Source organism: Oleiphilus sp. HI0125 (genome assembly GCF_001635355.1).
This window is the reverse complement of the sequence record NZ_LWGF01000802.1, coordinates 20,766-37,721: the sequence shown is the minus strand read 5'-3', so window position 1 is coordinate 37,721 and position 16,956 is coordinate 20,766. Positions and strand designations below refer to the sequence as shown.

Below are 16,956 nucleotides of genomic sequence, written 5' to 3'. Positions count from 1 at the left end.
TATACTGTATGTATATACAGGTGTTTAGTAATGAGTGATTTAATTAATTTAGTCGATGTTTTGCAGCAAAAACGATTGCTATGGCAAGGGCGTGAGCAACCATCAAGCCCCGTATTGGCTTCGTCTGGCTATGCCGTTTTTGATGAGAAATTAGCAGGCGGGTTTCCTGAAACAGGGGTCGTGAGTATTGAAAGTCAGGTAGGCATTGGTGAATTAAGGTTTCTTTCATCAAGGATATTAAAGGAGCAGAGCAAGAATAATGACACGCGTTTATTGGTTTTTATCAATCCCCCTGGCGTGTTATGCGCTGAGTTTTTTCATCATCAAAATTTTGATGTGAGTAAGATCTTATTGATCCAACCTAAGCAAAAAAATGATGCACTTTGGGCCGCAGAACAATGCTTAAAGAGTGGTGCTTGCGATGCTGTGTTGTTATGGCAAAACCAATTTGAAGTGCATCAAATAAAGCGTTTACAGCTGGCGTGTGAAGAAGGAAAGAGTTTGCAGTTTTTAATGCAGACGAAGGCGCAAAGTGGTCTGTCGCTACCGGTGTCATTAAGCATGTGTTTGACTGCAAGCCCGCAAGGTTTAAACGTAAGAATCAATAAACGTAAGGGAGCTTGGGACTTACCTGCGTTTACCTTAGATATGTCTCAATATTGGCCTACGTTTTCTCTGATACAACAAAAGCCTGCTTCTAACGTCATCCGTTTTCCGCAAACGCAACATCGCCAAGGCTTGTAAAAGGTGTTGTATGTCTCTGTGGATATATCTTCATTTTCCGGCCTTACAGCTTAACGCGCTCCAGTCTTCACCGAATGGTGATGCACTTAATACATCGCAAGGCATGATTGTGGTGGAGGGACGTAAAAACGAAATCATTCAGATGAACCAACGTGCCTCAGAGAATGGCGTCTGTTTAGGAATGGGGCTCGCGACAGCTGCGTCTATGTGTGAAGGGCTGTATGTCATTGAATATGATTCGGCACTTGAATCGGAAAAGCTTAAAGAGATTGCGCATTGGCTGTATATGGTGACGGCTAATATTAGCTTGGTGCCTCCGAATGGCATTCTGTTGCAAGCGAGTAACATGTTAACGCTTTACGATGGTCTAGCTAACTACTGGCAAGCTTTGGTTGATCAGCTCAAACATTTACCGTTTGAGTATTCCTTTGCTTCAGGGTTTTCCCCTTTTGCGGCACGCATGTTAGCCGGGAAAAGCTTTAATCAAATTTCTCAGTCTGAGCGTGCTTTATTTCAGGCAGTAAAGCAGTGTGATTTGTCAGAAACCGAGTTGAGCTCAAAACATATTACAACCTTAAATCGGGTAGGTGTTCATAGCATTGCGGATCTGCTACGTATTCCTTTGCCTGATATTGCTAAACGTTTTGGGTCTGATTTGGTGAATTATGTGGGGCGACTAACTGGGCTGTTTCATCATGTGATCGATTTTTACCATCCACCTAAGCAGTTTCAGCGAAGGTTCGATTTGTTATTTGAAATTATCAATCTGAAACTCTTGGAAAAGCCTTTACTCAAGCTACTCGCATTGCTCGAAAGCTTCTTAATAATGCGTGATCAATATGCGCATGAGCTGCAACTAGAGCTGTACTTGCGCGATGGCAATACTTCTACAGTGTTAGTGACTTCTGCTGCCGGTGAATACCAAAGTAAGGCTTGGTTGAGTTTATTCGTATTGAAACTTGAGTCCATGAAAGTGACTTCTCCAGTGATACGTATTAGTTTGAGTGCTGTTCGTGTGGCGGCTAAGCAAGGCGAGGTCAGTGATTTATTTGATGGTAAGCAGGGGGCTTTATCGCCTTTAGAGCTTTTGTCTGTGCTGCAAGCTAAACTAGGTAATGAGTCTGTGAAAGGCATACAGGTGACGGAGGACCCACGGCCGCATCTTAGCTCTGCATTGTGCACACCATTGGAAAAAGCACCGTCGACGGTTCAGCCTGATCAAAGCTTGTTACGACCAAGTATTCTTCTGCCACGCCCGAAACCTTTGCGTGAAAAGGTCGCCATCATTAAAGGGCCTGAGCGTTTGTCTACTGGGTGGTGGGATGGTCAGGCAATGATTCGAGATTACTTTATTGTGCGAGCTGAGAACGGACGTTGGTTATGGGTATATCGAACGCCTAAACAGCAGTGGTTTTTGCATGGGATGTTTAGCTGATGTACGGACGATATGCGGAGCTGTTTTGCCAGAGCAATTTTTCTTTTCTTGAGGGTGCATCACATCCTGAAGAACTCGTGATGCAAGCGAATTTTTTGAATTATGACGCGATCGCTATCACTGATGAGTGCTCGGTTGCTGGTGTTGTACGCGCGTTTACTGCCATCAAACAACATAAATTAAATGTGCAATTAATTGTGGGCAGTTTGTTGCGATTAGATGATAGCTTGAGTCTTGTTTTGTTATGTCCGAATCGTTTGGCATATGCAGAGCTATGTCGTTTGATCACCAATGCTAGACGACGTGCACATAAAGGAAGCTATGAATTATCTGAGTGGGATTTGATGTCTATCAAACACTGCTTTGCGATTTGGCTTCCGAAGGGAAATGATCATGACGCACATTGGGGAGCATGGTTAAAGAAATATTATCCTGAGCGTCTCTGGGTGGGTGTTCAGCGTCATTTGCAGCACAACGATAAAGATTATACACAGCACTGTCGTGCACTCGCTGAACACTTCCATATTCCGATTACAGCGTGCGGAGGAGTGCTCATGCATTCTGCTACGCGCTTGCCTTTACAGCACACTCTCACAGCGATTTGTCATGGCATAAGCCTGCAAGAGTCAGGGCATTTGTTGTTAAAAAATACGGAGCGTTCTTTGCGCTCTAAGAAAAAACTCAATGCCATTTTTGATGAAGCTCTGCTATATGAAAGCGTGCTGATTGCTCAGCATTGTGTGTTTGATATGGCGGAGCTGCGTTATGAGTATCCACACGAGTTAGTTCCTAAAAATGAGACGCCAATGTCTTATCTGCGAAAACTCGTCGATAAAGGTATCGCATTTCGATTTCCTGAGGGCATTAGTGACGAGATTCAGGCGATTATCGACAAAGAGCTTAAGTTGATAGAAGAGCTGAATTATCCGTTCTTTTTTCTAACGATTCATGACGTGGTGATGTTCGCTAAGCGACAAGGGATTTTGTATCAAGGGCGTGGTTCATCCGCGAATTCGGTTGTGTGTTATTGCCTTGAGATTACCTCGGTTGATCCAAGCCAAATATCTGTACTGTTTGAACGATTCATTAGTAAAGAGCGGGATGAACCACCAGATATCGATGTTGATTTTGAGCACGAACGGCGTGAAGAAATCATTCAATATATTTATCAAAAATATGGTCGAGAGCGCGCTGCACTAGCCGCAACAGTGATTAGTTATAGATTCAAAAGCGCCGTTCGAGATGTTGGGAAAGCGCTAGGCATCGCTGAAACACAGTTGGATTTTTTTATTAAAAATGTCAATCGGCGTGATCGCTCTTTGGGCTGGCAGGCGCAAATTATTGAACTAGGCCTACAGCCCGACTCTTTAAAGGGAAAACAATTCATTCAGCTGGTCAATGATATTGTTGGTTTTCCTCGTCATTTATCACAGCACGTTGGTGGCTTTGTCATTTCCTCTGGACCCTTATATGAATTGGTTCCAGTTGAAAATGCCAGTATGGCAGAACGTACAGTGATTCAATGGGACAAAGACGATTTAGAAAGTTTAGGCTTGCTGAAGGTCGATGTGCTTGCGTTAGGCATGCTAACAGCGATTAGAAAGTCATTTGACTTGATACACCATTACTATGGTCGTCGTTTGAGTTTGGCAGATTTAACACGCATGCAAGACGATCCAAATGTTTATGCCATGATCCAAAATGCAGATACGGTTGGCGTGTTTCAAATAGAGTCTCGTGCACAAATGAGTATGTTGCCGCGCTTAAAGCCTAAAACCTATTACGACTTGGTGATTCAAATTGCAATTGTTCGTCCGGGGCCGATACAGGGCGATATGGTGCACCCTTTTTTAAAGCGTAGAAACGGCGAAGAGCCTATTGAATATCCCTCCGATGCTGTGAAAGAAGTATTGGCGCGCACACTGGGAGTGCCGATATTTCAGGAGCAGGTCATCAAGCTTGCCATGGTCGCAGCAGGTTTCACTGGTGGTGAGGCTGATCAATTGCGTCGCGCGATGGCAGCTTGGAAGAAGACTGGGGAGTTATTTCAGTTCAAGAATAAGCTGATAAAAGGAATGTTAGAGCGTGGCTACGAGTTGAGCTTTGCTGAGAAAATTTTTGAGCAAATTTGTGGTTTTGGTGAATACGGTTTTCCTGAGAGTCATTCTGCCTCGTTTGCGGTGCTGGCCTACGCATCTGCATGGCTGAAATACTATTATCCTGAGGCGTTTTATACCGCACTGCTAAATAGTTTGCCCATGGGCTTTTACAGTGCTTCGCAATTGGTACAAGACGCGCAACGTCATCATGTTTCTATACAGCCTGTATGCATTAATCGATCGATGATTGATCATGATCTACAAGGTGAAAACGCGAAAGTTATTCGCTTGGGCTTTCGTTTAGTAAAAGGGTTAAGCGTCGAAGGGCAAAACTTACTTGTTCGTGAGCGACCGCCCTTAGGTTTTAAATCTGTGAGCGAAGTGAAAGCGATCGGTCTATCTCGAAGAGATTTAGAGTCTTTGGCTTCTGCAGATGCGTTTAGATGTTTATCGGATAATCGTTATGAAACACGTTGGCAATTAATGAACCCTGAAAATTCATTGCCATTTATGTCGAGCACCGTTGCAGAGGAGCCGATAGGTGATTTCAGGTTTAAGCCAAAGGATATTGAAAATCTCACGGAAGACTATGCCTCATTAGGCTTATCTCTCGATCATCATCCGATAACCTTAATGGAAAAAGCAAACCTACTGGGAAACTTTGTGCGATCGAATCAGCTTAGCCGTGTTGAGCATAAAAGTTTTGTGGATGTCGTTGGCTTGGTGACTGGCAGGCAATCACCAGGTACCGCTTCAGGGGTTACATTTATGACCCTAGAGGATGATACCGGGAATATAAATGTTGTTGTTTGGGCTGGCACCGCCAGAGCGCAAAAGCAGCCTTTTTTGATGGCGAAGGTGCTCAAAATTAAAGGGATTCTCGAGCGAGAAGGGGATGTTGTGCATGTTATTGCAGGTAAATTGACTGACATGACGCAGCATCTTAGTCAGCTTCGTGTTTCATCGAGAGACTTTCATTAGTTGGAAGATAAGTTAAGCTTATTTTTAGATAAGAAAAATAAGCTTTTTTATTCCTAATGAATGAAGTTTACTTACCTTTCAGTGCAATATTTTAGTATTTACTGACTAGGTAAGGATAAATATATGAGCGATAAAAAAGTAGCACTTATCGTTGGTGCTGGAGATGCTATTGGCAGTGCGATCGCTAGAGAGTTTGCCCTGACGGGTTTGAGTGTATGCATGGTTCGTCGCAGTGAAGAGCTAGTCAAAGAGGCAGCCAAAGCACTTAATGATGAAGGCTATGAAGCACGTGGTTTTGGTGTGGATGCACGCAGCGAAGATGCAGTTCAGGAGCTATTCGAAAATATTGAGAACAACATCGGCGAAATCGGAGTGGTTGTATTTAATGTTGGGGCGAATGTGCCTATGAGTATTCTCGATACAAGTGCACGTAAGTTTTACAAGATATGGGAAATGGCTTGTTTCTCAGGTTTCCTTGTCGGAAGAGAAGCTGCTCGCGTAATGAGTCAGCGTAAGCGCGGAACGATTATCTTTACCGGTGCAACGGCAAGTGTACGAGGCGGCGCTATATTTGGCGCATTTGCCAGTGCAAAACATGGTCTCAGAGCCCTCGCTCAGTCAATGGCGCGAGAGCTTGGGCCAAAGAATATTCATGTTGCGCATGTTGTAATTGATGCGGCCGTAGACACACAGTGGATCCGTGAAAACCACCCCGAGTATCAAAAATTTGTAGAGAAGGATGGAGTCGTTCAACCTGCAGATTTGGCAAAAAATTATGTCATGCTTCATGAGCAACCACGCAACGCGTGGACCTTTGAGCTTGATGTCCGTCCATGGGTAGAGAAGTGGTAACGCTCTTACTATTAGTCAACCCAGCTTGAACGTAATTTATACATATAGGAATAACGATGAGTGATTCAGCAAAGCAAATTGAGTTTTATTTTGATTTTGGTAGCCCGACGGCTTACCTAGCGCACAAACAGCTCGCTAAGATGAGCGACAAATACAATGCTGATGTTGTTTATGAGCCAATGCTATTGGGCGCAGTACATAAAGCGACAAATAATACACCGCCGGGCTTGGTTCCTGCCAAAGGCAAGTACATGTTGTTAAGCGACATTCCGCGTTTCGTGCGTCGTTATGGTGTTGAATTCAAAATGAACCCGCACTTCCCAGTAAATACCCTGCAACTAATGCGTGGCGTATTTGCTGCAATGGAACTTGATTGTGTTGATGCCTATATCGATGTTGTCTATGACGCGATGTGGGTGAAAGGTCTGGATATGAGTAAGCCAGAGGTGATAGATGAAGTATTGACGGAGGCTGGCATTGACGCCGCTGCGTTTGCAGAGTTAATTCAACAAGACGAGATTAAAAATCAATTGAAAGAAGCCACAGAAGCAGCGGTTAAGCGCGGTTGTTTTGGTGCACCGACAATGTTCTTGGATAATGAAATGTACTTTGGCCAAGACCGTTTGGACTTTATCGAAGACGTCCTCAGCGCGTAATTTCGTTTCTGATCTGTGCCCTGTTTATTCATTGAACAAGGCACTCAGTTCAATAAATCAGCATTAATCACTTTCTATCAGACCTATTAAGGAGTAGCTTAGAAGCGCTTTGATAGGTATTTGTATGCAGTTACCTACGCATTCCAAGGCACTCGCTATTAAATAATAACGAATAAGAGGCCACGGTTTAGTGATGAATACTGCAACCAAAACGACCATTTTTATCTTCTGTGCACTATTTTCAGTGCAGTCTTTTGCTCTCGAAAAAAAGAAATATTGTCTTTGGGATCCTGTAGGGAAAACGGGGCCCGTAGTTGAGTTCTTTTCCGACCTTAAGCCAAAGGCTTTAGGATGGGGGCTTGATCTTGAATTCATCACTTATACCGATGAGAAAGTGGCATCTAATGATTTCAAGGCGGGCTTATGCGATGCAGTACATCTAACGGCGATACTCTCACGAAATTATGTGCCGTTCGCAGGCAGCCTTGACGCTATCGGAGGCATTTTGTCTGACGACGAATTGGATCGTGTACTGGTTACTCTAGCGAATCCTAAAGCGGGTAAATTGATGACCAACGGTAAATACGAAGTTGTGGCTTCGTTTCCGGTAGGATCCATGTTTGCTTTTGTGAATGATAAAAATATAGACACGGTCGCTGAATTTAGTGGCAAGAAAATTTCAGTGTTAAACGAAGATCCTCAGGCTTTGCAGTTGTCGAGCTTAGCTGGCGCCTCACCGGTTGGTACCTCGCTCGCAACGTTTTCAGGACAATTTAATAATGGAAACATCGATATTCTATTGATGCCAGCCTTGGCATATAACACTTTTGAACTGTACCAAGGGCTTGGGACAGATGGTGGAATTATTGATCATCGTTTCTATTATGGGATGCTTCAGACAGTCATTAATAAAGAACGATTCGATGATAACTTCGGCAATTTAATGCGTGAGTATGTAGTATCTCGTTTACCTTTCATCCACAAGCAGGTAAAAGATGCGGAAGCAGAAATACCTGCTAAGTATTGGATCAAAACCGATGCCGATACGAAGAAAGAGCTGGATCGTTTCAGTAAAGAAATTAGGGTGAGCTTGAAACAAGAAGGGAAGATGGATGCTAAGGCTTTGACGCTTCTTTGGAAGATTCGCTGCTCAAATGACCCCGCGCGATCTGAGTGTGCGGCGCCAGAGTAGGCCGATACGTTCTAAATAATTGAAGCATATTGCCAGCAACAGTCCTGATATCGCCCCAATCAAATGTGCTTCTGTTGCGATAGAGGTATCGTTGATGGCAAATACTTCGTACCCAAGTTTGACGGAAAGTAAAAATGCGAGAGATTTAGCGACTCTCGCATGTTTAATTGAAGAGCTAAATATCTGTTTCAGTATGCCAAAAGCCGCTAGGGCATGAAGGCAACCGCTTAAGCCAGTATAGGAAATGGATAGCGGAAAGAATAAATAGATAATCCATACCTGTGATCGCTATTCCGCTAATAACAAATACGAGATTTAGGGTTTTTATACTTTTTAGGCAAGGAAGTAGATAAACGAGTAACAATAAAGCAGCCATGTTTTGGCTTAAGTGAAGCCAAGTTAGATGGCTAAAGTGCGCGCTTATCAGTCGCCAATACTGCCCTTCGAAAACCGTACTGCCGTCATACTGTAGTGTTGTCGTTAAACCAAATATCTGAATTGAGATACATAGCAGAACGACAAAGATGTAAGAGAATTTAGTTTGGGACATCTTCAGTCAAACGTAATGAAATAAGGTCAACGTCACCTGCCATGCTTTGCCAGACTAAATCGAACATGCCATGTTTCATTGGACTTAAACTTATCCCGGCGCCATATGCGAGATGATAGTCTTCTTCAGTCGTGACGCTGTCTGTATCGCCTTTAATCTTAGGGTCTAGATAACCAACACCACCGAGAATAAATGGTGCGAACTGGCTTCCCCACAGTTGAGTAAAACGATATGTACCCGCGAGCTCTAGTACGCGATATTCAATGCTTACATCGTCATATAGTGGGTCTGATGAGTTTAGGTTGATTGTATGGAAGTCATAATAACGTAGAGTTATCGAAAACTGATTCGTAAATTGATATCCAACACCCACTGCAAATGCAGCGCCATGATCACGATTTTGTGTCCAAATATTAGATGGCGCTTCTGGTTCAAGGTTAGAGTACCCAAAACTTAGATCTGCAATGAATCCTTCAAAGAACTGGTCTTCAAGAGGGGCTTGAGTTGCTGTTTGCGGCGATGAATCTAGCTGTGACTCATCGGCTTGCGCATTAGAGCTGTTTAAACTTGTTATTAATGATGCTGCACAAACAAGTAAAAGAGACTGTGCGTGTTTATTACGCTTGGACATTAGATAGCTGCTAACGAGTAATGCAAACAATCCAATGAGCCAAGCCAGCCGACCCAGCTTTAGTTGCAACTTTTATTTCAGCTCCGGCTCTTGCTCCGGAATTGATTTGCACTGTTACTTTAGCAGGAGGGCTATGCTTCAGTCCGTTATCAACCGCATCATAAAAGAATTCATCGCTACCTATATATCCGGGGTCTGGGATAAAAGTGAAACTGCCATCCAAATTAATCGTGACAGCGCCATGGATTGGAGCTTTATGAAGCCTTGCTTCTAGGCACAATTATAAAGGTGCTGTTGTATTTTGATCGTCTGAATCAATCTCAAGAAGTCCTGGGGCGGGGCGATCTAGGGTTTCACCTTCGTGAATGGTATAGCTGTCCGCGCCCGCAGTAGGTTGTTGGTTGCTAGGAATACTTATCCATCCAGTAGAGACTACATCAATAGTTACATAAGCTGATTTTCCCGATAGCTCATATTCAAATTGGTCTTGCCCGTAGTATCCGTTGTTAGACATATAATCGAACGAGCCATCAGGGTTCAGCGTCACAGTTCCATGAAGCGCTTGGGCTTTGAGTGAAACGCTGAGACCTCCTGGTGTTGAATCATTGGCTTAGCACCCCGTTAGCGGTCGAAACAATTAAATTCACCCCTTCATTTGTTTGGTAATGATCTGCATGCGCATAAAGTGTCTCATGCTTTTCATATGCGCCTATATCGACGGATGCGCCTTGTGCGCGGAGCTCTCCAAGAAGGTCTTTAGAGATTGGTGCTCCATCTCCGTAGAGTGCATCTGCGGTATTTCCTTGATCGACTAAGGGAGTGGATAAGGCGTTAGGGACGAAACAATTTCTATTGAAGCTTGCATTGACGCAATGAAGCGGGGACAGATTGAGCGCTGAGTCATCACCGTTGATACGGGATAAATAGTTGTTATCGTTTACCGCTCGCGCGAATACTCCAGTATCGTCCCAGTTCGCGGGATAAACTAAAGGTATTGTGTTTGTTGCCGAGTTGGTAGAAAGAAGAAGATTGTTGCGTGCAATCAGCTGCGCACTTCCCGCTAATTCAATGTGTGTTCCTTGAAAGATTTGTCCGATATTGTTGATTGTTTTCGACGTGTAGTACCAGGTGCTGTTAGTTAACGTTAAATCTCCGTCTATCACTTTGATCGCGCGAGTAGGGGTTGCATCACGCCCATCATAAACTGAATTACTGATTTCTACGCTAGCGTTTTTGAATTCAAGCGCACCCGAATCTAAACCATCAAAATAGGAATCACGGATAATAACGTTCTTGCTTGTACTGTCAGTCATTGATACTAAGCGGTCAGAAGCGACCCTGATAGCGCGGTTAGAGTTGTTCGAAAAGGCAGAATTAATAATGGTGAGATCGTTGTTGATGACGAGATCTTGTTGTCCGTTGTTGACGAGATTATCAAAGATCAAACTATCTTTGATTGTAAGAGAACCTCCGAGACCATGCCCAATTAACAAGTCACTAGAACGTTGGCATACGAAGCCATAGATCGCGACGTTATCAAGTGTTACGTTGGCATTATCCGTATTGATAAACGTACTCATTCGGGTAAAGGCTAGATTCTCGATGCGAACATCAAGTGTCCGGCGCGCGCCATTTGCCCGGTTTACACGAAATAGCGTGCCGACTGGCTTGAGAATTGTTGCCCCGCCACCGCCTGGACCTTGATCAAACGGATAGCCCACATTTGTGAGGCCCGCAGTCGTAATCTAATGTTGGTGGTCATCGATAACGTGGCGTGAACTTCCAAGACCTTTGATCGTAATATCGTCAGTTACAAGAATTGGATTCTCAAAAGTGTAACGGCTTGAGCCGCCACCGGTACCGGGAACAATTGGGTTGCTGCTATCAAAGGAGCCCGGGACTTCAACAATATCTGCGCCTGGGTTGTTGTTTGCTTGCTCTATCGCCCAGCGTATAGATCCATTACCGCTCGACTTGGAATTTGTTACTTTATAGCTTGCCGCATGTGAAAAGCTTGAAATGCAGACGACAACTAGACCGACAATAACGCTGTAGAGACTCATTCATAGTGTCCAAAATTGATCAATGACAATATATAACTGTAGTTGATTCTAGGTGTTTTGCGCTAAGTACTTGTTCTCATTAAGAAAAGACCATCATCGAATTTATCGAAGCGTGAATACCAATGATGATAATGAAAATTGTTAGGGTAAGTATGGGGGAGCGGAGGCGCTATTTGGGAGGGTGAGCAATGTGCATGGCGAGTTGCTCGATTAAAAGCCACGCAGGCTCCGATCCAAACACGCCTTTTGATGCGTCATCGATTTTCTTAAGCATGAGCGTAAGATCGTTAATGCTTTTGGTGTTTAAGCGTTTTGCAGCCGAGACATAGTCTGCTTGCTGCTGGGCAAAGATGCGTTTGCCCTTAAGGTAGGCGTCAACGCGTTGTTGTTGCCCAATAAGAGGAATCAAACCTTCAAGCACACGGACGTCACGACTAAGTGGCCAGATCATAGTGATTGGCAGATTACCTTCAGCTTTCAAATGACCAACTATGCTAGCAGTTTTTTTTGCTTGGCCACTAAGCATGGCTTTACTTAAATCAAATACGTCATAGCGAGCAGAGTCTTTGACTTCGTCCAAGATCATGCCAACGCTAATTGTGTTGTTGCCATGTAAAATTGCGAGTTTGTCTAGCTCTTGTTTCGCCGCGAGCGGGTTGCCCTCTAGGCGAGCCGATAAAATTTCGAGCGCATCATAATCAATATTGAGCTTTAGTTTATTGGCGCGTTGACGCATGAATGTGAGAGTTTGCTGTGGTTTGATAGGCCACACTTGAGTTATGACCCCTAACTTATCAATGGCTTTACACCATTTAGCGCTACCGAGTGTCTTCTTATCAATTTTGCCCGCTTCGATTATCAGAACAGTGTCTTCAGGTGGTGCTTCGAGATATTGAACGAGTTTTTTTGAGCCTTCGGTACCGGGTTTGCCATTCGGCAATTTGAGCTCAATGATCCGCTTGGTTGCGAAAAGTGAGAGGGCATTACCTTCTTCTTGGAGAGTTTGCCAGTCGAAGCCCCGCTCAACCCGCAATACTTGTCGTTCGTAATAGCCTTGAGCTCGCGCCGCCGCGCGAATTTCATCTACGGCTTCTAATTGCAGCAGAGGTTCTTCGCCGCTGACCATGTAAACGGGCTTCAAGCCGCTTTTTAATTGCTGAGAAAGTTGTTCAGGTTTAACCTGCATCGTTGGCGCCGATACGGATGAGTGTTAGCTGACGAATGATTTCGCGCGCAATGCTTTTATCTAAGGCTTTCGTGAGCGTAGTTTTTTCGCGCTCTTTAGCGAGCAGGGCGTCTGAATTGTGACGATAAATACGACGAGCATTGATCTCGTTACTGTATTTGGATTTTGTATTGTTTGCTTCTGAGAAGGTGAATTTTACGAGACGGGTTATTTCGTATTCGTCAGCACTAGCATCTATGTTAATGGTGAATGCTCGTTCGGTGGAGCTTGCACTATCGATACTCAGTGTGAAGGTTGCATCATCATCCATCGTGACCTTATGCGCTTTAAGCTCGCGCTCTAAGGACTGACATAACTGCCAGTGCTCAGCTTGATCGCATTCAAAATTTACAGAGCTAAACCCGAGAGAGCCTAACTCTGCTGTGCGAACGTGAAATCCGCAACCTTGAATGAGCGCGCCGCTAGCGATAACGAGTAGCAGTGCTACCCGTTTTGTTGCGGCTTTGAAGAGCTTAGTTTGCAACGATGTTCACCAGTTTGTTAGGAACAACAATTACTTTGCGAATGGTGTTCCCTTCAAGGAATCTCTTGACGTTTTCGTCTTCCATCGCTTGTACTTCAAGCGCATCTTTACTGATATCGGCAGGAACTTCTAGCTTCGCACGAACCTTACCATTTACTTGTACAACGATTTGCTGACTTGTTTTTACAAGTGCACTTTCATCGCATAAAGGCCATGGCGCAGTGAGCACGTCGGCGTCATTTCCTAGTTCTTTCCATAGAGTATGACAGATATGCGGTGTAATCGGAGCTAGCAATAATACAGCGGTTTCAAGTGCTTCGTGAGAAACTGCACGGCCTTGCTCACTAACATCAACAAATTTACTAACGCTATTCATCAATTCCATAACAGCTGCGATGGCAGTGTTGAACGTAAGTCTACGGTTTAAATCGTCACTTACTTTTTTGATGGTTTCATGTGTCTTACGACGAACAGCTTTTTGTTCTTCGTTTAATGCATTCTGGTCAAGTTCAACTTTTCCGCCATTGGTCAGGTGGTTGTCGACATTTTTCCATAAACGCTTAAGGAATCGGTTAGCACCTTCTACTGCATTGTCTGACCATTCAAGCGATTGCTCAGGTGGAGCAGCAAACATCATGAACAAACGCACTGTGTCAGCACCGAATTGATCGATGATTGTTTGAGGATCAATACCGTTGTTTTTAGACTTCGACATTTTGCCCATGCCAGCGCTAAGAACTTCAGAGCCGTCTTCTAATTTGACATAGCGTGATACTTTGCCCTTGTCGTCAGTTTCTGCTTTAACGTCTGTTGGCGAAATCCAAATTTTTCCGCCTTGCTCATCTTCTTGATAGAAGCAATCAGCTAGCACCATGCCTTGACAAAGCAAGCGCTTAAACGGCTCATCACTTTCAACGAGACCAACATCACGTAATAGCTTGTGATAGAAACGAGAGTAGAGTAGGTGAAGAATCGCGTGCTCAATACCACCAATGTACTGATCCACAGGTAGCCAGTAGTTTGCTGCACTTGGATCAAGCATTTGATCATCTCTGTTCGGAGAACAATAGCGCGCGTAGTACCAAGATGACTCCATAAAGGTGTCGAAGGTATCGGTTTCACGGAATGCTGTTGCACCGTTATGGCTTGTCTTCGCCCACTCAGGATCACTCTTAATCGGTGATTTAACACCATCTAATTCAACATCTTCAGGAAGCTGTACAGGCAGCTCTTCTAGAGGCACAGGGATCTCAGTGCCGTCTTCCAAGTATTTCATTGGAATCGGTGCGCCCCAATAGCGTTGACGAGAGACACCCCAGTCACGTAAGCGGTAATTCACTTTGCGCGATCCAGTTCCAGTTTCTTCAAAGTGCTTCACAATTGCTTCGAATGCTTCAGCAGAGGTTAAGCCAGTAAATTCGCCGGAGTTTACAAGAACACCTTTGTCGGTGTAGGCCGACTCATGAATGTCAAGTTCTTCAACTTCTTCCGATGCGATAACTTGTTTAATTGGAAGCTTATACGTTTTTGCGAATTCATGGTCACGCTCGTCGTGCGCTGGTACAGACATAACTGCGCCTGAGCCGTAGTCCATTAATACGAAGTTCGCAGCCCAAATCGGGACTTCTTCACCTGTAATTGGGTGGATTGCTTTGAAGCCGGTAGGAAGACCTTTTTTCTCCATTGTCGCCATATCTGCTTCGGCAACTTTGTTTTTCTTGCATTCTTCGATGAACTCACGCAAGTCGGTGTTGTTTTCTGCACCACGTGTAGCAAGTGGGTGTTGAGCGGCTACCGCAACATACGTTACACCCATCAGAGTGTCTGGGCGTGTGGTATAAACGCTTAGCGTTTCGTCTGAGTCTTTGATGCCAAAGCTGAATTCAAGACCTTCTGATCGGCCAATCCAGTTGCGCTGCATCGTTTTAACTTGCTCAGGCCATTCGTCAAGTTGATCTAAGTCGTTAAGTAATTCTTCTGCATAATCGGTGATTTTGATAAACCACTGTGGGATTTCTTTGCGCTCGACAATTGCACCAGAACGCCAGCCCCGGCCATCGACAACTTGCTCGTTTGCAAGAACAGTTTGGTCAACTGGGTCCCAGTTAACAGTCGCGTTCTTTTTGTACACTAAGCCGCGCTCGTAAAGCTTAGTGAAGAACCATTGTTCCCACTTGTAGTATTCAGGGCGGCAGGTCGCTAATTCTCGATCCCAGTCATAACCAAAGCCTAATTGCTTAAGCTGACTTTTCATGTAATCAATGTTTTCGTATGTCCATTTAGCTGGAGCGACGCCGTTTTTGATTGCAGCGTTTTCTGCTGGAAGTCCAAAAGCATCCCAACCCATTGGTTGCATAACGTTTTTACCCATCATGCGCTGGTAACGAGAAACAACATCTCCAATCGTATAATTGCGTACGTGCCCCATGTGCAGCTTGCCGCTAGGGTATGGGAACATGGAAAGGCAGTAGTACTTTTCTTTAGACGAGTCCTCGGTTACAGCAAAGCTATTGTTTGCTTCCCAAAAATCTCGTGCATTCTGTTCTATTTCTTTCGGAGAGTATTGTTCTTGCATGCTTCTTCTTAAATCAATGGAATACGCAACACCGCTTATCTATAGTGCGGTGCAAAAATGGGCACATAGTTTATCTTAGTTTTATGTGTGGGTGTAGACGCTTCAAACCACAAAACGACAACAAAAATAATTGGTGAATGTTGTTGATAATGATTCGTATTGCGACTATCATTTGCTCCGTTGTTTAAGTGAGCGAAAATAATGTTAGTTTGTTTGTGTAAAGGTGTTTCTGACAGAGATATTCATTCTTTGATGGATGAAGGCAAAACTTCTTTTCGTCAGGTGCGCAATGAACTGGGTGTGGCGACAAGTTGTGGTCAGTGTGCATGTACTACTAAAGAAATTATAGAAAATAGATTGGCTCAAGATAACGACAATACTTCTCTCGACTTAGCCTACGCGGTAGTCATCTAACTGATACTGATTCGTATCATTATTCTCAACTTTTCAATAACTTAAACCTTGCATATACTTGCCCTGATTTTTTCGAAGGGAGGTTCGCTATGCAAGGTGATGTATCGGTTATTCAAAAATTAAACGATGTGCTCGCGGATGAGCTTATATCGATCAATCAATATTTTCTTCATGCTCGAATGGCCAAGAACTGGGGATTATCAGTTCTTGATAAGGTCGAGTACAAAAAATCCATCAAGGATATGAAACAAGCGGACGCGCTTATTGAGCGTATCTTGTTCTTGGAAGGTATCCCCAATCTCCAAAAATTAGGCAAGCTGTATATTGGCGAAGATGTTCCCGAGATTCTGTCTTGCGACTTGAGGTTTCAGACGCAGTCTTTGGCAACCCTTCGCGATGCGATCGAGCACTGCGAATCACAGCGCGATTATGTGAGTAGAGATGTCTTGCGCGAACTTTTGAGCTATGAGGAAGAGCATTTCGATTGGATTGAAACTCAGCGAGATCTCATCGAAAAGATGGGGCTCGAGAACTATACGCAATCATTGCTAGGCGAAGAATAGGGGTTTTGAAATGAAAGGTAATCAAAAAGTTGTCGATACATTGAGCAAACTTCTTGCTGGCGAACTCACCGCGGTCGATCAGTATTTTATCCATTCACGCATGTACGAAGACTGGGGGCTCAATAAGCTTTATGAGCGTCTTGATCATGAGCGTGAGGAAGAAACTGATCATGCTGACCAAATGATCCGTCGCATTTTATTTCTCGAAGGAACACCAAATCTTGGAGTACGAGAGCCTCTCAATGTTGGAGCTGACGTTGTTTCAATGCTGAAAAGTGATTTAAAAGTTGAGTACTCTGTTATTCAAAATCTTAAGGATGCGATCGCTCTCTGTGAGCAAGAACGTGATTATGAAACACGAGAAATGCTTCTGGGTCAGCTAAAAGACTCAGAGGAAGATCATGCCTATTGGCTGGAGAAGCAACTTGGTCTTATCGATAAAATTGGATTGCCCAATTATTTACAGTCGATGATGTAAGGCTGAATTGTGTA

19 protein-coding genes are annotated in these 16,956 nt (G+C 44.1%); 9 read left to right on the top strand and 10 right to left on the bottom strand.

Annotated elements, in window-relative coordinates:
- Window positions 1–30: 30 nt before the first annotated feature.
- The 6 genes from imuA (at window position 31) to A3762_RS12945 (ending at window position 7,959) form a co-directional block, all read left to right on the top strand.
- Window positions 31–744 (top strand): translesion DNA synthesis-associated protein ImuA, encoded by a 714-nt coding sequence (imuA, locus tag A3762_RS12970; protein ID WP_068755950.1) that lies wholly within the window; start codon window positions 31–33, stop codon window positions 742–744.
- Between the two features lie 10 nt (window positions 745–754).
- Entirely contained in the window at window positions 755–2,179 is a 1,425-nt protein-coding gene (locus A3762_RS12965; protein ID WP_068755948.1) for a DNA polymerase Y family protein, read from the top strand.
- Window positions 2,179–5,259 (top strand): error-prone DNA polymerase, encoded by a 3,081-nt coding sequence (locus A3762_RS12960; RefSeq protein ID WP_068755946.1) that lies wholly within the window; start codon window positions 2,179–2,181, stop codon window positions 5,257–5,259. The genes A3762_RS12965 and A3762_RS12960 overlap by 1 nt, the downstream gene beginning before the upstream one ends.
- A 123-nt stretch (window positions 5,260–5,382) precedes the next feature.
- Window positions 5,383–6,111: an SDR family NAD(P)-dependent oxidoreductase gene (locus tag A3762_RS12955; protein ID WP_068477877.1), complete on the top strand. Its 729-nt coding sequence runs from the start codon at window positions 5,383–5,385 to the stop codon at window positions 6,109–6,111.
- A 56-nt stretch (window positions 6,112–6,167) separates the two neighbouring features.
- Entirely contained in the window at window positions 6,168–6,767 is a 600-nt protein-coding gene (locus A3762_RS12950) for a 2-hydroxychromene-2-carboxylate isomerase (protein WP_068755944.1), read from the top strand.
- A 193-nt stretch (window positions 6,768–6,960) separates the two neighbouring features.
- On the top strand, window positions 6,961–7,959 hold the full coding sequence (locus A3762_RS12945; protein ID WP_068478546.1) for a putative solute-binding protein: 999 nt from the start codon (window positions 6,961–6,963) through the stop codon (window positions 7,957–7,959).
- Here the strand turns inward: A3762_RS12945 and A3762_RS28845 are convergent.
- From A3762_RS28845 to leuS, 10 genes are all read right to left on the bottom strand, one after another.
- A complete protein-coding gene (locus A3762_RS28845) occupies window positions 7,918–8,205 on the bottom strand; it encodes a rhomboid family intramembrane serine protease (RefSeq protein ID WP_369820681.1) in 288 nt (95 codons plus the stop codon). The two genes, A3762_RS12945 and A3762_RS28845, sit on opposite strands and share 42 nt — an antisense overlap.
- The gene (locus tag A3762_RS28840) at window positions 8,135–8,509 is read right to left on the bottom strand and encodes a rhomboid family intramembrane serine protease (protein ID WP_082869122.1); all 375 of its coding nucleotides are present in this window, start codon (window positions 8,507–8,509) and stop codon (window positions 8,135–8,137) included. The genes A3762_RS28845 and A3762_RS28840 overlap by 71 nt, the downstream gene beginning before the upstream one ends.
- Window positions 8,496–9,140, bottom strand: coding sequence for an outer membrane beta-barrel protein (locus A3762_RS12940; protein ID WP_068755942.1), 645 nt, complete (start codon window positions 9,138–9,140; stop codon window positions 8,496–8,498). The genes A3762_RS28840 and A3762_RS12940 overlap by 14 nt, the downstream gene beginning before the upstream one ends.
- A 10-nt stretch (window positions 9,141–9,150) precedes the next feature.
- Entirely contained in the window at window positions 9,151–9,420 is a 270-nt protein-coding gene (locus tag A3762_RS28835) for an Ig-like domain-containing protein (RefSeq protein WP_068755939.1), read from the bottom strand.
- Window positions 9,421–9,654: a hypothetical protein gene (locus A3762_RS12930; RefSeq protein WP_156493437.1), complete on the bottom strand. Its 234-nt coding sequence runs from the start codon at window positions 9,652–9,654 to the stop codon at window positions 9,421–9,423.
- 88 nt (window positions 9,655–9,742) lie between these two features.
- Window positions 9,743–10,861 carry a hypothetical protein gene (locus A3762_RS12925; RefSeq protein WP_068755935.1) on the bottom strand — a complete coding sequence of 373 codons (1,119 nt, stop codon included), beginning with the start codon at window positions 10,859–10,861 and terminating at the stop codon, window positions 9,743–9,745.
- Window positions 10,862–10,885: 24 nt separating this feature from the next.
- Window positions 10,886–11,203 carry a hypothetical protein gene (locus A3762_RS12920; protein ID WP_068755933.1) on the bottom strand — a complete coding sequence of 106 codons (318 nt, stop codon included), beginning with the start codon at window positions 11,201–11,203 and terminating at the stop codon, window positions 10,886–10,888.
- Between the two features lie 169 nt (window positions 11,204–11,372).
- Entirely contained in the window at window positions 11,373–12,389 is a 1,017-nt protein-coding gene (gene holA, locus A3762_RS12915; RefSeq protein WP_068755931.1) for a DNA polymerase III subunit delta, read from the bottom strand.
- Window positions 12,379–12,912: an LPS assembly lipoprotein LptE gene (gene lptE / locus A3762_RS12910; protein WP_068755929.1), complete on the bottom strand. Its 534-nt coding sequence runs from the start codon at window positions 12,910–12,912 to the stop codon at window positions 12,379–12,381. Before lptE ends, holA begins: the two co-directional genes overlap by 11 nt.
- Window positions 12,902–15,487 carry a leucine--tRNA ligase gene (gene leuS, locus A3762_RS12905; RefSeq protein ID WP_068755927.1) on the bottom strand — a complete coding sequence of 862 codons (2,586 nt, stop codon included), beginning with the start codon at window positions 15,485–15,487 and terminating at the stop codon, window positions 12,902–12,904. Before leuS ends, lptE begins: the two co-directional genes overlap by 11 nt.
- 201 nt (window positions 15,488–15,688) lie before the next feature.
- On the opposite strand from leuS, the gene A3762_RS12900 reads away from it, so the two are divergent.
- The 3 genes from A3762_RS12900 to bfr (A3762_RS12890) all read left to right on the top strand — a co-directional run bounded on the left by A3762_RS12900 (window position 15,689) and on the right by bfr (A3762_RS12890) (window position 16,942).
- Window positions 15,689–15,901 (top strand): bacterioferritin-associated ferredoxin, encoded by a 213-nt coding sequence (locus A3762_RS12900; RefSeq protein ID WP_068755926.1) that lies wholly within the window; start codon window positions 15,689–15,691, stop codon window positions 15,899–15,901.
- An 89-nt stretch (window positions 15,902–15,990) separates the two neighbouring features.
- Window positions 15,991–16,464 (top strand): bacterioferritin, encoded by a 474-nt coding sequence (gene bfr, locus A3762_RS12895; RefSeq protein ID WP_068478532.1) that lies wholly within the window; start codon window positions 15,991–15,993, stop codon window positions 16,462–16,464.
- A 10-nt stretch (window positions 16,465–16,474) separates the two neighbouring features.
- Entirely contained in the window at window positions 16,475–16,942 is a 468-nt protein-coding gene (gene bfr / locus A3762_RS12890) for a bacterioferritin (protein WP_068755923.1), read from the top strand.
- Window positions 16,943–16,956 lie beyond the last annotated feature (14 nt).

What these genes read in the sequence shown, in the direction of transcription:
- A3762_RS12960 (WP_068755946.1), top strand. Translation starts at nt 2,179, where the DNA reads ATGTACGGACGATATGCGGAGCTGTTTTGCCAGAGCAATTTTTCTTTT.
- A3762_RS12950 (WP_068755944.1), top strand. Translation starts at nt 6,168, where the DNA reads ATGAGTGATTCAGCAAAGCAAATTGAGTTTTATTTTGATTTTGGTAGC.
- A3762_RS12965 (WP_068755948.1), top strand. Translation starts at nt 755, where the DNA reads ATGTCTCTGTGGATATATCTTCATTTTCCGGCCTTACAGCTTAACGCG.
- A3762_RS12930 (WP_156493437.1), bottom strand. Translation starts at nt 9,654, where the DNA reads ATGTCTAACAACGGATACTACGGGCAAGACCAATTTGAATATGAGCTA.
- holA (WP_068755931.1), bottom strand. Translation starts at nt 12,389, where the DNA reads ATGCAGGTTAAACCTGAACAACTTTCTCAGCAATTAAAAAGCGGCTTG.
- A3762_RS12940 (WP_068755942.1), bottom strand. Translation starts at nt 9,140, where the DNA reads ATGTCCAAGCGTAATAAACACGCACAGTCTCTTTTACTTGTTTGTGCA.
- leuS (WP_068755927.1), bottom strand. Translation starts at nt 15,487, where the DNA reads ATGCAAGAACAATACTCTCCGAAAGAAATAGAACAGAATGCACGAGAT.
- bfr (WP_068755923.1), top strand. Translation starts at nt 16,475, where the DNA reads ATGAAAGGTAATCAAAAAGTTGTCGATACATTGAGCAAACTTCTTGCT.
- bfr (WP_068478532.1), top strand. Translation starts at nt 15,991, where the DNA reads ATGCAAGGTGATGTATCGGTTATTCAAAAATTAAACGATGTGCTCGCG.
- imuA (WP_068755950.1), top strand. Translation starts at nt 31, where the DNA reads ATGAGTGATTTAATTAATTTAGTCGATGTTTTGCAGCAAAAACGATTG.
- A3762_RS28840 (WP_082869122.1), bottom strand. Translation starts at nt 8,509, where the DNA reads ATGTCCCAAACTAAATTCTCTTACATCTTTGTCGTTCTGCTATGTATC.
- A3762_RS12945 (WP_068478546.1), top strand. Translation starts at nt 6,961, where the DNA reads ATGAATACTGCAACCAAAACGACCATTTTTATCTTCTGTGCACTATTT.
- A3762_RS12920 (WP_068755933.1), bottom strand. Translation starts at nt 11,203, where the DNA reads ATGAGTCTCTACAGCGTTATTGTCGGTCTAGTTGTCGTCTGCATTTCA.
- A3762_RS12955 (WP_068477877.1), top strand. Translation starts at nt 5,383, where the DNA reads ATGAGCGATAAAAAAGTAGCACTTATCGTTGGTGCTGGAGATGCTATT.
- A3762_RS12900 (WP_068755926.1), top strand. Translation starts at nt 15,689, where the DNA reads ATGTTAGTTTGTTTGTGTAAAGGTGTTTCTGACAGAGATATTCATTCT.